At 66.7% G+C, this 13,268-nt stretch carries 12 protein-coding genes; 4 read left to right on the top strand and 8 right to left on the bottom strand.

Translation table 11 applies throughout. The features are described from left to right. Positions 1-71 precede the first annotated feature (71 nt). Positions 72-2,129 (top strand): MMPL family transporter, encoded by a 2,058-nt coding sequence (locus E3T46_RS15880; RefSeq protein WP_134579281.1) that lies wholly within the window; start codon positions 72-74, stop codon positions 2,127-2,129. A 63-nt stretch (positions 2,130-2,192) separates the two neighbouring features. Here E3T46_RS15880 and E3T46_RS15875 read toward each other — a convergent pair whose 3' ends face one another. Continuing rightward, positions 2,193-3,623 carry an amidase gene (locus E3T46_RS15875; RefSeq protein ID WP_134579280.1) on the bottom strand — a complete coding sequence of 477 codons (1,431 nt, stop codon included), beginning with the start codon at positions 3,621-3,623 and terminating at the stop codon, positions 2,193-2,195. Positions 3,624-3,700: 77 nt separating this feature from the next. Here E3T46_RS15875 and E3T46_RS15870 point away from each other — a divergent pair, with 77 nt between their 5' ends. Beyond that, entirely contained in the window at positions 3,701-4,525 is an 825-nt protein-coding gene (locus E3T46_RS15870; protein ID WP_134579279.1) for an SDR family oxidoreductase, read from the top strand. Positions 4,526-4,610: 85 nt separating this feature from the next. On the opposite strand, the gene E3T46_RS15865 is transcribed toward E3T46_RS15870, so the two are convergent. The 3 genes from E3T46_RS15865 to E3T46_RS15855 all read right to left on the bottom strand — a co-directional run bounded on the left by E3T46_RS15865 (position 4,611) and on the right by E3T46_RS15855 (position 6,735). Further along, positions 4,611-5,189: a GNAT family N-acetyltransferase gene (locus E3T46_RS15865; RefSeq protein WP_174845414.1), complete on the bottom strand. Its 579-nt coding sequence runs from the start codon at positions 5,187-5,189 to the stop codon at positions 4,611-4,613. After that, complete coding sequence (locus E3T46_RS15860; protein ID WP_241980832.1) at positions 5,182-5,904, bottom strand: uracil-DNA glycosylase; 723 nt, start codon at positions 5,902-5,904, stop codon at positions 5,182-5,184. Before E3T46_RS15860 ends, E3T46_RS15865 begins: the two co-directional genes overlap by 8 nt. 123 nt (positions 5,905-6,027) lie before the next feature. Beyond that, positions 6,028-6,735: a Type 1 glutamine amidotransferase-like domain-containing protein gene (locus E3T46_RS15855; RefSeq protein WP_134579277.1), complete on the bottom strand. Its 708-nt coding sequence runs from the start codon at positions 6,733-6,735 to the stop codon at positions 6,028-6,030. Between the two features lie 55 nt (positions 6,736-6,790). Here E3T46_RS15855 and E3T46_RS18085 point away from each other — a divergent pair, with 55 nt between their 5' ends. Continuing rightward, a complete protein-coding gene (locus tag E3T46_RS18085; protein ID WP_166790306.1) occupies positions 6,791-6,931 on the top strand; it encodes a hypothetical protein in 141 nt (46 codons plus the stop codon). Here E3T46_RS18085 and E3T46_RS15850 read toward each other — a convergent pair. From E3T46_RS15850 to E3T46_RS15835, 4 genes are read right to left on the bottom strand one after another with little or no spacing between them, the layout of a single operon-like run. Continuing rightward, positions 6,919-8,058, bottom strand: a complete 1,140-nt coding sequence (locus E3T46_RS15850; RefSeq protein ID WP_134441732.1) for a bifunctional 2-methylcitrate synthase/citrate synthase — start codon at positions 8,056-8,058, stop codon at positions 6,919-6,921. The two genes, E3T46_RS18085 and E3T46_RS15850, sit on opposite strands and share 13 nt — an antisense overlap. Before the next feature lie 10 nt (positions 8,059-8,068). Continuing rightward, the gene (prpB, locus tag E3T46_RS15845; protein WP_134441734.1) at positions 8,069-8,986 is read right to left on the bottom strand and encodes a methylisocitrate lyase; all 918 of its coding nucleotides are present in this window, start codon (positions 8,984-8,986) and stop codon (positions 8,069-8,071) included. Next, entirely contained in the window at positions 8,986-10,521 is a 1,536-nt protein-coding gene (locus E3T46_RS15840; protein WP_241980831.1) for an MmgE/PrpD family protein, read from the bottom strand. Before E3T46_RS15840 ends, prpB begins: the two co-directional genes overlap by 1 nt. A 31-nt stretch (positions 10,522-10,552) precedes the next feature. After that, positions 10,553-11,251 carry a GntR family transcriptional regulator gene (locus tag E3T46_RS15835; RefSeq protein ID WP_347232624.1) on the bottom strand — a complete coding sequence of 233 codons (699 nt, stop codon included), beginning with the start codon at positions 11,249-11,251 and terminating at the stop codon, positions 10,553-10,555. 88 nt (positions 11,252-11,339) lie between these two features. Here E3T46_RS15835 and E3T46_RS15830 point away from each other — a divergent pair, with 88 nt between their 5' ends. Next, on the top strand, positions 11,340-13,268 hold the full coding sequence (locus tag E3T46_RS15830; RefSeq protein ID WP_134579275.1) for an acetate--CoA ligase: 1,929 nt from the start codon (positions 11,340-11,342) through the stop codon (positions 13,266-13,268).

The raw sequence follows: 13,268 nt of genomic DNA, 5'->3' as shown, positions 1-13,268 counted from the left end.
AGTAATTCAAAACAAATTTGGGCATTGGTATAGCTAGCTAGGATAGCGATTATCGAGGTTCTGGAGGAACTGTGCTCGCGATCACGCGCTTCATCACCGGCAAACGCACCGCCTGGGCGGTCTTGCTCGGAACACTCGTGGCGGTCGGTCTGCTGTTTGCGCTGCTCCCGGCCAATGAGTCCGAGGATTTTCCGGCGGCGGGGCTGCCGGAGACCAGCCAGGCGGCCCAGGTCACCGAGCTGCTCGCCGAGTTCCCCTCGGCCGACCAGACCGCGGCGATCGTGGTCTGGAGCCGCGACGGCGCCGCGCTCACGGCGGCCGACCAAACCGCGATCACCGCCGCAGCCGAGCAGCTCGGCGCCGCGTCGATCGCCCCGCGCGCGGCCACGCCACAGTTCAGCGACGACGGCCAGGCGGCGCTGAGCGTGGTGCCGCTGGAGGCGGCGAGCGCGACGGCCGACATTGCGAAGACGGCCACCGATATCCGTTCAACGGCGTCGACCGCGCTGCCGAGCGGGCTGACCGCCTATGTCACCGGGCCGGTCGGCTTTCAGTCCGACATCACCAACGCTTTCGCCGGAGCCGACTTTCGCCTGCTGCTGGTGACCGTGATCGTGGTCGCGGTGCTTCTGATCGTGACCTATCGCAGCCCGGTGCTCTGGATCGTGCCGCTCGTCGTGGTCGGGCTCGCCGACGGCCTGGCCGGCAAGGTCGCCGGCGCGCTGGCCGAACCGCTCGGTTTCGCCCTCGACGCCTCGATCTCGGGCATCCTCTCGGTGCTCGTGTTCGGCGCCGGCACCAACTATGCCCTGCTGCTCGTGGCCCGCTATCGCGAAGAATTGCTGCACACCGAAAATCGCAACGTCGCCATGCGCACCGCCGTGACGAGCGCCGGCCCGGCCATCGCAGCCAGCGGCGGCACCGTTGCGCTGAGCCTGGCGACCCTGATTTTCGCCGAACTGGCCGGCAACCGGGCGCTCGGCATCGCCTGCGCCATCGGTGTACTCATCGCCATTCTGTTCGCCCTGCTCGTGCTGCCGGCCGCCCTCGTGGTCTGCGGGCGCGGCCTGTTCTGGCCGTTCATTCCGCGCGTGCAGGCCCAGGCCACTGCCCCGCGCACCGGCTTCTGGACCAGGCTCGGTCGCGGAGTGGCCAGGCATCCGGTGATCATCACGGTCGTGTCCGTTCTGGCGATCGGTTCGCTCGCGTTCGGGCTGAACGGAGCCGCCGTCGGGTTATCCCAAGCCGATCAGCTGCTCGGCAACCCGGAGTCGGTTGTTGCCCAGGACATCGTGGACGAGTCTTTTTCGGCGGGGCTGACCAGCCAGACGGTCGTGCTGACTCCGGAGGCGGCATCCGCTGACACCGCGGCAGTGGCCCTGCAGACCCCAGGGGTCTCCGCGGCTGTCGCCGGTGAGAACGCCGGCGGCCTGACCCGCATCGATGTCACCCTAGACAGCGAACCCGGCAGCGACCTGACTTTCGCGACCCTCAGCCAACTGCGCAGCAATTTAGCGGATGCTTCGGGCGCGGTCTCGCAGGCGCTGGTCGGTGGCAGCGATGCCACGGCCCTCGACACGAAAATCAGCGCCGAACGGGACCAGGCCCTGATTCTGCCGCTGATTCTGGGCATCGTCTTTCTCATTTTGGCGCTGCTGCTGCGCTCCCTCGTGGCGCCGGTGTTGCTCATCGCCACCGTGCTCGGCACGTTCTTCGCCAGCCTGGGAGCTTCGAACCTGATCTTTCAGAACCTGCTCGGCTTCGCCGCGTTCGACACCAGCGTCGTGCTGTTTTCTTTTCTGTTCCTGGTCGCTCTCGGCGTGGACTACAACATCTTCCTGACCACGCGAGCGCGGGAAGAGGCCAGGCGCTACGGCACCCGAGAAGGCATGGTGCGGGCGCTCTCGTCGACCGGCGCGGTGATCACCAGCGCCGGGATTCTGATCGCGGCGGTGTTCGCCGTGCTCGGCGTCCTGCCGGTCGTGGCACTCACCCAGATCGGCGTGATCGTCTGCATCGGAGTGCTGCTCGACACCCTTGTCGTGCGCACCGTGCTCGTGCCGGCCCTGGTCTTTCTGGTGGACGACCGGTTCTGGTGGCCGTCGAAGCCGGTCGCGTCGCGCCGGTAGAATTCCGGCGCGACTCTGGTTGACTCCGGGCTCACGCCCGGTGAGGCCAGCGCCCGGTCAGGCCTACGCCGGGTCGGGCGGCACGCGATCCTGCCAGCGGATGCGCCGCTCCAGCTGCGCGCCGAGCGCCAACAGCGTAGCTTCGCCGCCGGGTCGACCGATGAGCTGCACGCCCATCGGCAGGCCGTCGTCGGTCTGGTGCACCGGCAGCACGATGGCCGGCAGCCCACTCACGTTGATCATCGAGGTGAACGGCGTGTACTGTACCTGCTGGGCGAAGTTCGCCTCGCCGTCGTGCGCGTCGTACCAGCCGACCGGCCGCGGCGTCAGCGCCATCGCCGGGGTCAGCACGGCATCGAATTTCGACAGCTGGCGAATGAACGAACGCTCGAACGCGGACAGTGCGGCCAGCGCCTCGGCGAGTTCCCGGGCACCGAGGGCACGACCTCGGACGAGCAGCCACTGGGTCAGCGGTTCAAGCAGGGCGACGTCTGCGTCGGTTTCGGCCGGGATGGTCGCCGCTCCCGCTTGCCAAATTGTGCGGAACGCCGGCACATAGCTCGCGTCGGGCACGAGGGCCGTCTCCTCGAGGCCGTGCTGCAGCGCGGCGAAACCGGCCACGGCGAGATCGAGCGCGGCCTGGGCTTCGGGCGCAATCGAAATGGAGTAGTCGTTGTCCCAGGCTGAAGTGGTCATGACGCCGAGCTGAAACCGCCCATCGCCGCGCACCGCCGCGGCCAGCAGCGGAGCTTCGTCTCCCGGAGCCCGCAAGGCATAGTGGTGGTCGGGGTGACCATCTCGCGGCGCGATCATGGCATCGAGCAGCAGGGCGGCATCCGCTACCGTGCGGGCGATCGGGCCGCCGACGGCGAGGCCACCGAGCTTGTCGACTCCGGAAGCGGACGGCACCCGTCCGCGGCTCGGCTTGAGGCCGACCAGCCCGCAGGCGGCCGCTGGGATGCGGATGGACCCGCCGCCATCGGAGCCCGGCGCGAACGGCAGCAGGCGGGCGGCGACCGCGACGGCGGCGCCGCCGCTCGATCCACCGGCGCCGAGCGCAAGGTTCCACGGCGTGCGAGCCGGCGGTGCGGCGAGGCTTTCGGTGTAGGAGGCGAGGCCGAACTCCGGCGTGTTCGTCTTGCCGAGGCTGACTCCCCCGGCGTCGTCAAGGGCCTGCACGAGCTCATCCGACTCGTCGGGCACATAGTCGGCGAAGAGGCGGGAGCCGAACCTGGCTGGCACCCCGGCACGAAGGTACAGGTCCTTGTCGGCGAACGGGAGGCCCCAGAGCGGCGCGGTGCGCGGCATCCGCTCTTCAACGTAACGGGCCCTGGCCCTGGCCGCGTCTGCCGTCACCGTGACGAAGGCACCGAGTGCAGGATTGTACTTCTCGATGCGTCCGAGGTAGTGCTCGGTCAGTTCGCTCGGGCTGATTTCGCGGCTCTGCAGGGCCTGCCATTGCTCAAGGGCGGTCAGTTCGTGTGGATCAGCCATGACCCGAGCCTAGTTCGGCGACGGTCGCCAATCAGGCAGCACTGGCCGCGGCGGCACAACGAGGCTAGCCTCAATCCATGGCCAGCGCTTTGTACAACCCCATCGGCACCACCGCGCTCATCACCGGAGCGTCGAGCGGACTCGGCGTCGGGTACGCCCACGCGCTCGCCCAGCGCGGCGCGGATCTGGTACTCGTCGCCCGTCGCCAGGCCCGGCTCGAAGCCCTCGCGGTCGATCTCGCCGAGAAATACGGCACCGTTTCCACCGTGATTCCGCTCGATCTCACCGAAGCGGATGCCGTCCCCGAGCTGGTGCGCGACCTGCGCGAGCGGGCAATCACCATCGGCACCCTCGTGAACAATGCCGGATTCGCCACTTTCGGCACCGTGCTCGACTCGGACGAGGCCCGCGAACGCGAGCAGGTGGCGCTCAACGTGCACGCGCTGACCGCGCTGACCCACGCCTTCCTGCCCGATCTGGTCGAGACCGCCTCGCTGCATCCGCACACTGCGGCGCTGGTGAACCTGGCCAGCACGGCCGCATTCCAGCCGGTGCCGCACATGGCGGTGTACGGCGCGACCAAGGCCTACGTGCTCAGCTACACCGAGGCGGTCAGTTACGAAACGCGGGCGAGCGGCCTCAAGGTCACGGCAATCTGCCCAGGTCCCGCCGACACCGAGTTCTTCGCGGTCGCCAAGACCGGCGGCGGCAAGAAGGGCACACCGCTCACGGTCGACGAGGTCATGCGCGCCTCGTTCTCGGCGCTCGACCGCTCGGTCACGCCCTCGGTCGTGCTGGTCGGCGCCCGCAACGCCCTGCTCGCCCGGGTCGCGAGCATCTCTCCGCGACGTGCGGTACTCAACGCCGTCGGCCGCCTGAACACGCCGCGCGGCACGCACTGAGCCCGGGCACGCCCACGAGACGCCAACTTCGGTCCCTATGCCCCGCGACCTGCCAACGTCGGCCCCATGAGCCGGGCCGACGGGGCTACTTCAAACTCTTCTGCAGCAGAATAGTGCCGAGCCAGCGCTCGAACTTGAAACCGACCTTGCCCATGCGGCCGATCTCCTCGAAACCGAAGTCGCGGTGCAGCTTGATCGAGGCTTCCGCTCCCTGATCCGCGATCACGGCGATGATCTCCTTCAGGCCAGCCGCCTTCGACCGCTTGATCAGTTCGCCGAGCAGCTCGCGCCCGAGTCCTTTTCCGGTGGACGCGGCGCCGAGGTAGATCGAGTTTTCGACCGTGAACCGGTAGGCCTTCTTCTGTTTCCACGGGGCGACCAGGGCGTAGCCGAGAATCTGGCCGGCCGGTGAGACGGCAACGATGAACGGCATGCCCTGCTTGTTCAGGTAGTAGAACTTGTCGCGCCACTCGGGGAGAGTCATGGCATCTTCGTCAAAAGTGACGGTGCTGTTGGCGACGTAATAATTGTAGATTTCGCGAATGTGCGGCAGGTCCGTCGCCCGCACCTCACGCATCGTGTATTCGAACGGCGTCTCGACGGCGGTTTCCGGCCGCAGGTGGCGGGGCAACCGACGACGAGGCTCGTATTCTTCCTCAAGCACCGGGCACTCCCCTTTCTGGTTGATTCCAGATTACCGGAAGCTCCCAGTTCACCGATGCGGCCCCCTGCCCGGTCAACAGCCGGTTGGCGTTGCTGAATGGCTTCGAACCGAAAAAACCACGCCAGGCCGATAGTGGACTCGGGTGCACCGACTCGTGCACGGGCGTGTCGCCGAGCAGTGGCTTGAGCGCGCCGGCATCCTTTCCCCACAAAATCGCGACAAGCGGATGTCCCCGCCCGACCAGTGCGCGAATGGCCTGGTCGGTCACCGCTTCCCAGCCCTGGCGGCGGTGCGAACCGGCCGCTCCCACACCGACGCTGAGCACCCGGTTCAGCAGCAGCACGCCCTGATCGGTCCAGGCCGAGAGGTCGCCGTGCTCGGGTCGCGGCAGGCCGAGATCGGCTTCATATTCAGTGTAGATATTGCCGAGGCTGCGCGGAAGCGGGCGCACGTCGGCTTTGACGGCGAAGGCCAGGCCGATCGGATGGCCCGGAGTCGGATACGGGTCCTGCCCGACGATGAGCACCCGCACGGCGTCGAACGGCTGGCGGAACGCGCGCAGCAGGTGCTCCGCAGCGGGCAGCACGGCGCGGCCGGCGGCTCGTTCACGCGTCAGGAGCTCGCCGATCCTGGCCAGGTCATCGGCCACGGGTGCGAGGGCGAGCGCCCAGCCCGGATCGATGTCGCCGCTGGCCGCGAGGGCGTTGAGGTTCACGATCTCACCCGGCCGACCGGGCGCGCCCGATCAACCGGACAGGTACCTGATGGGGTGGCGACCGCCGCGAGCTGACTCGGTACGCGTGTTGCGGCATCCGTTGTGCAGGCTGTCATGCGCGGGTCAGGCGCCGATGGTGCTCACGAGCACACCGCCGTCGGCCTGGCTGACGTTCCAGACGCTGCCGGCGCCGAGCACGCGAAGTGCGCCCTCGCCGACCACGAGCACGGTGTTCTCGTCGATGGCGAGGCCGCCGTCGATCAGGCCGGCCTCGGTCGCCGCGATCAACCGGGACAGGCTGCCGGACTGGGCGGCGTGCGCGTCGACCGTGACGTCGAGCAGTCCGATGCCCTGGGCCAGGGTGATTTCGTCGAGGCCCTCGGAGACGTCTTCGGGCGTCACCTCGACGCCGCCGATGCGCCAGCCGCCGATCAGGGCTCGTTCGGCGGCGATCATGGCACCGGCCGAGAAGCCGAGGTAGGGCACGCCGGCCGACACCTGACGGCGAATCTCGCCGGCGATGGGAAGCAGTGCGGCCAGGTAATCGGGGGTCACGCCGCCGCCGATGAGAATGCCGTCGACGGTGCCCAGAGCGGTGAGGTCGCCGGTATCGCCGGGCGCGAGCACGGTGCGGCGGGTCTGCACACTGTCGCCGAGCGAGGCAGCCAGTTCCTCGGCGTGGGCGCTGCCCGGGCCGACGGTGATGATCGCCACGATCGGTTCGTCACGGCCAGCCTGTGCGGCGTGAGCCACAACCTCGGACAGGAACGTTCCGAACACCTGGGCATTGTGGGCCGGGTCTCCTCCGCCGCCGACCAGGTGCACGCTCACGCGGTGACCTTCGTTTCGATCGTGGCTGTGTCGTTGCTCGAAAGAGGCGCGTCAAGTGTCATTCGACAATGCTAACGAAAGACGCAAGCGCCGTGACCATAGGCACAATAAAGCGGATGCCGCGCTGCCGACCGGCAGCGCGGCATCCGCTCGTTGCGGTTTATCCGGCGCGAAGAAGAAGCGCTACGGAACCTGACGCTGGTCGAGCCCGTTGTAGGCCGACAGCGGGCGAATCAGTGCGTTGCTGGTCTTTTGCTCCATGATGTGAGCGGTCCACCCGGTGATGCGCGCCGCAACGAACAGCGGCGTGAAGGTGAGGGTGTCAAATCCCATCAGGTGGTAGGCCGGGCCCGACGGGTAGTCGAGGTTGGGCAGGATCGCCTTGCGCGTCGTCATCGCCGTCTCGAGGGCTTCGTAGAGTTCGAGCAGCTCCGGCTTCTCGTAGTGCAGGGCCAGGGTGACGAGCGCGGCCCGCATGGTCGGTACGCGCGAGTCGCCGCTCTTGTAGACGCGGTGCCCGAAGCCCATGATCTTGCGCTTCTCGGCGAGCGCCTGCGCGAGCCAGGGCTCGGCCCGGGCGGCCGAGCCGGCGCCGAGGCCGATCTCGGTGAAGGTGTGCATGACGGCTTCGTTCGCGCCGCCGTGCAATGCTCCCTTGAGCGCCCCGACCGCGCCGGTCACGGCCGAATAGAGGTCGGACAGGGTCGAGGTGATCACCCGCGCGGTGAACGTCGACGCGTTGAAGGAGTGCTCGGCATAGAGAATCATCGACACGTCGAAGGCGTTGACGACGACGAGCTCAGGCACCTCCCCGAAGGCCATGTGCAAAAAGTTCGCCGAGTAACCGAGGTCGTCGCGCGGCTCGACCAGGTCGAGCCCATGCCGACGCCGTTGGTCGTACGACACGATCGCGGGCAGCTGGGCGAACAGCCGAATCGACTTGGCCAGGTCGGATTCCGGCGACGGGTTCTCGGCTTCCGGATCGCTCGCTCCGATAACGCTCACCGCGGTGCGCACGACATCCATCGGGTGCGCGGTCAACGGCAACTCGTCGATGATGCGCTTGACGACCGGGTTGAGGTGACGCAGCGAACGTTCGAGGGCCTCGAAGTCCGCGAGCTGCTGGTCTGTGGGCAGTTCACCGTGCCAGAGCAGGTAGGCGACCTCCTCGAAGCTCTTCTTCGCCGCGAGTTCCTGCACCGGGTAGCCACGGTAGAGCAGCGAGTTGGTCTCCGGGTTGACCTTGGAGACCGCGGTTGTGTCGACGACCACGCCGGTCAGCCCCTTATAGACGTGTGGAGCGAGTGTTTCCGTGTCAGACATTGTGCTCCCCTTATACCTTGGACGAAATGTGCGGGTTCAGCGTGAAATCGAAGATACCCGAGTCGAACTGGCTATACGACGCGTAGTCGAGCAATTCGTACAGGTCGGCCCGGTGCTGCATCTCGGGCAGCATCGTCGTGAGCGAGCCGGTCTGCTCGATCGCATCGAGTCCGCGGGCCGCCGACCCCATCGCGAGGCGCAGCAACGACACCGGAAAGATCACCAGGTTCATGCCCACGTTTTCGAGCTGCTGCACGGTGTACAGCTCGCCCTTGCCGAATTCGGTCATGTTCGCCAGGATCGGCACCGAGACGGCCGCCCGGATCGTCTCGAACTCGGCCAGGCTGCCCATCGCCTCCGGGAAGATCGCGTCCGCTCCGGCATCCTGCAGCTGCTTCGCCCGAGTCACCGCGGCATCCAAACCGTCGACTGCACGGATGTCCGTGCGCGCCATCACGAGAAAGTTCGCATCCCGCCGCGCGTCGACCGCTGCGCGGATGCGCTTGATCGCGGTGTCCGCATCCACGACCTGCTTGCCGTCGAGGTGACCGCAGCGTTTCGGGTTGATCTGGTCCTCGATGTGCATTCCGGCCAGGCCGGCGTCTTCGAGGGTCTGGATGGTACGGGCCACGTTCATCGGTTCGCCGAAGCCGGTGTCGGCGTCGACGATGGCCGGCAGGTCGGTCATCCGGGCGATCTGCTGCGACCGGCCGGCCACCTCGGTGAGGGTGGTCAGGCCGATGTCGGGTAGGCCGAGGTCAGCCGAGAGCACGGCGCCCGAAATGTAGACGCCCTCGAACCCCTTCTGCTGAATGAGCTTGGCAGACAGCGGGTTGAACGCGCCCGGAAAGCGCAAAATCTTGCCGCTTTTTAGGCCCTGGCGCAGGGCAATCCGCTTGTCGGCGGCGGTCGTGCCGGCGTACAGCATTAGAAGATTCCGTTCGGCGTGGCGATCGAGGAGAGCAGTCCGGGCTTGGCCACGATGGTCAGGCCCCCGAGGTCGGCAGCACCAAGCTCGGGCAGGCGCTGGGCCAGCGCGAGGAAGCGTTCGATTTCGGACGCCTCCATCACCGGCGCGGCCAGGGTGCGGAACTTGTTGATGTACTCCGCGCGGGCAAAGGGGCGAGCGCCGAGCGGATGCGCATCGGCGACGGCAATCTCGTCCACGATGCGGGTTCCATTGGCCAGTTCGATCTCGACGCGACCGCCGAAGGCCTTCTCGGCCGGGTCGAGGGAATGGTAGCGACGCGTCCACTCCTTATCCTCGGTGGTTGTGACGGTCTGCCACAGGGCGATGGTGTCTGGGCGGCCGGCTCGCTCCGGGCTGTAGGAATCGACGTGGTTCCAGCTGCCGTCCTGCAGAGCGACCGTGAAGATATAGGGAATGGAGTGGTCGAGCGTCTCGCGGCTCGCGGTGGGGTCGTACTTCTGCGGGTCGTTGGCGCCGGAGCCGATCACGTAGTGCGTGTGGTGGCTGGTGTGGATGACAACGCTCGTGATAGCCCCGGCGACGAGCAGTTCGGCGTGTTCGTTGTGTAGCTTGCGAGCGAGATCGATCCAGGCCTGCGCCTGGTATTCGGCCGAGTGCTCCTTGGTATAGCTGTCCAGGATCGCGCGCTTGATGCTTCCGGGTTTGGGCAGCGATACGTCGTAGGAGCCCTCCGGGCCGTCGAGCAGCCAGGCGATGACGCCGTCTTCGCCCTCATAGATGGGAGTGGGGCTGGTCTCGCCGCGCAGCGCACGGTCGACGGCTTCGACAGCCATCTTGCCAGCGAAAGCCGGGGCGTGCGCCTTCCAGCTGGAGATTTCGCCCTTGCGGGATTGACGCGTCGCGGTCGTGGTGTGCAGCGCCTGACCGACGGCCTGAAAGATGGTTTCCTTGTCGAGGCCGAGCAGGGTGCCGATACCGGCCGCGACCGACGGGCCGAGGTGGGCAACGTGGTCGATCTTGTGCGCGTGCAGGCTGATCGATTTCACCAGGTCAATCTGAATCTCGTAGCCGGTGGCGATGCCGCGAATCAGGTCGCTGCCGGTCAGGCCGCGGGAGGCCGCGAGGTGCTGGGCGACCGCCGTGATCGGCGGGATATTGTCGCCGGGGTGCGAGTACTCGGCGGCGAGGAACGTGTCGTGATAGTCGAGTTCACGCACGGCCACACCGTTGGCCCAGGCCGCCCACTCCGGGGAAACCCGGCGGGCGGGGGCGAGGCCGAACACAGTCGCTCCGTCGCCGCCAGTGGAACGCGGATGCGCGAGCGCCTGCGAGCGGGCGGCGATCACCGGGCGACGAGTCAGGCTGGCCGCCGCGACGGAGGCGTTGTCGATCACCCGGTTGATGACCATCTCGGTCACCTCTTCGGAGACGAGGGCCGGGTCGGCGGCAACCTCGGCGATTTTCCAGGCCAGCTGGTCCTCGCGGGCCAGATTCTCGTCGCTCTTGTGAACTCGAACGTGGTGAAGCTGCACGGTGGATCCCTTCGTTAGGTGACCAGGGCCGCTAATTGGCGACAGTGGCCGAGCCCTCATCGATCGCCGCGAGGACGCTCTGGAGGCTTTGATGAAGATGAATATGGGTGGCATGGGCCGCCAGCGACGGATCGCCGGCGATAATGGCGTCGAGAATCAGCAGATGCTCGGCCGCCGCGGCATGGAGCCGCAGCGGATTTCTCCGGGCCAACCGACGAATTCGGGCCAAGTGCGTGCGTACGGCGCGCAGGGCGCCGACGAGAAAGGGGTTGCCGACCGCGACATCGATGGCATCTTCGAGTTCATCGATCAGCCCGTAGTATCGGTGCACTCCGACGTCGCCCTGTTCCAGCAGTTGCGGAGCATTGACGAAGCCCTCACGGAGCAGGGCGAACGGGGTGGGATCACGGCGAATCGCCGCCAGACGAATGGCCTGCACCTCGAGCGCCTGGCGCAGTTCGTAAAGTTCGGAAATACTGTCGACCGAGATGTCGGTGACTTCAAAGCCACGGCCTCGGCGACCGACGACGAGTCCGTCGGCAATCAATCGGGCCACCGCTTCCCGCAGCGGGGTGCGTGATATGCCAATACGCTCGGCCTGTTCGACTTCGAGCAGGGCAGCCCCTGGTGCGAGGAGTCCGTTCAGGATCTCCCCGCGCAGCTGACGGTACGCTCGCTCACTGGCGCGGAGCGGCACGTCTAACCCCAACATTGCGGTTTCTGTATACACAACTCAGATCCTATTCCACAATGCTGGGTTATATGCAATACTTCAACCACTCTTTGTATACAGAGGCACTTCGATGGAGAAGATAGACATGAACGGCGAATCAGGTGCGAGCTACCGGGATGCGTGGCGACGCAGCATTTCGTCGACGGAAGCCTTCTGGCTTGAGGCGGCTGAGGGCATCGACTGGATCACGCAGCCCCGTCTGGCGCTCGCTCCCGACGGCCCGGCGACCGGCAGCTGGTTTCCCGGCGGCACTCTCAATACCAGCTACAACGCACTCGACCGCCACGTGCTGGCCGGCCGCGGCGCCCACACCGCGCTGATCTATGACTCCGCCATGACCGGCACCCGGGTCAAGCTCAGCTACCTCGACCTGCTCGGTCGCGTCGCCAGGTTCGCCGGCGTGCTCCGCGCCAACGGCGTTGGCACCGGCGACCGCGTCGTCATCTACCTGCCGATGATTCCCGAAGCCGTTGTCGCCATGCTCGCCTGCGCCCGCATCGGCGCGGTGCACTCGGTCGTGTTCGGTGGTTTCGCCGCAACCGAACTGGCCGTGCGCATTGATGACGCCCGCCCGAGTGTCATCGTCACGGCATCCGGCGGCCTGGAGCCTGGCCGCGCGGTGGAATACCTGCCACTGGTCGACAAGGCCATCGCCCTGAGCCAGGGTTCGGTGCACACCGTGATCGTGCAAGGCCGGGACAGCATCCCCGGCTCAGCTGCTGACTACCAGAACCATTCAGAAGCGGATGTCGTCTGGCTCGACTGGGCAGCCGAAGAGGCCAAAGCAGCGCCGGCCGACCCGGTCGCCCTGCGCTCCGAAGACCCGCTGTACATCCTGTACACGTCCGGTACGACCGGTAAGCCCAAGGGCATCATCCGCGACAACGGCGGCCATGCCGTCGCCCTGAACTGGTCGATGCGCAACATTTACGATGTGGGACCGGGCGACGTCTACTGGGCCGCATCCGACGTCGGCTGGGTGGTCGGACACTCCTACATCGTCTACGCGCCGCTCCTGGCGGGCGCGACCACGGTCCTCTATGAGGGCAAGCCGATCGGCACCCCGGATGCCGGCGCCTTCTGGCGCGTCGTGGACGACTACAAGGTGAAGGTTCTGTTCACCGCGCCGACCGCCATTCGGGCCATCCGCCGGGTCGACCCCGACCTGCTCGAACTGAAGAACCACGACGTTTCGAGCCTGACCAGCCTGTTCCTGGCCGGAGAACGACTCGATCCCGAGACCTTTCACTGGGCCAACAATGGGCTGCACTGCCCGGTCGTCGACCACTGGTGGCAGACCGAGACCGGGTGGGCGATCTGTGCCAATCTGCTCGGCATTGAAGAATTGCCGACCAAGCCGGGTTCGGCCACCGTCCCGGTGCCCGGATACGACATTGCCATTCTGGATTCCAAGGGCAAGCCGATCGAGAAAGTCGGCAAGGACGGCAACATCGCCATTCGGCTCCCCCTGCCGCCCGGAACCCTGCTCGGGGTCTGGGGCAGCGAGGAACGGTTTGCGAGTTCTTACCTCACCGCTTTCCCCGGCTACTACGCCACCGGCGACTCCGGCCATTTCGACGCCGACGGCTACCTGTTCGTGATGGGCCGCACCGACGATGTGATCAACGTCGCCGGACACCGGCTCTCCACCGGCTCACTCGAAGAGGTACTCACCCTGCACCCGGCCGTCGCCGAGTGCGCGGTGCTTGGCGTGCACGACCCCCTCAAGGGCCAGCGCGCCGCTGGTTTCGTGACCCTCAAAGTAGGCACTAGTGTCGACCACGACGTTCTGGCCGCCGAACTCGTCGCGCTCGTCCGGGAGCATGTCGGCCCGGTTGCAGCATTTCGCGACGTCACCATACTCGACCGACTGCCCAAAACGCGGTCGGGCAAGATTCTTCGCAAAACCATTCGGCAGATCGTCGACGGTGAAGAATATTCCGTTCCCCCCACTATCGAAGACCCCACCGTTCTCGACGATCTCAAACGAGCGCTGACAGCATCCGTTTTGTAG

The organism is Cryobacterium sp. Hh11, assembly GCF_004404045.1.
Lineage (GTDB): Bacteria > Actinomycetota > Actinomycetes > Actinomycetales > Microbacteriaceae > Cryobacterium > Cryobacterium levicorallinum.
This window is presented reverse-complemented; position numbering and strand designations above follow the sequence as displayed.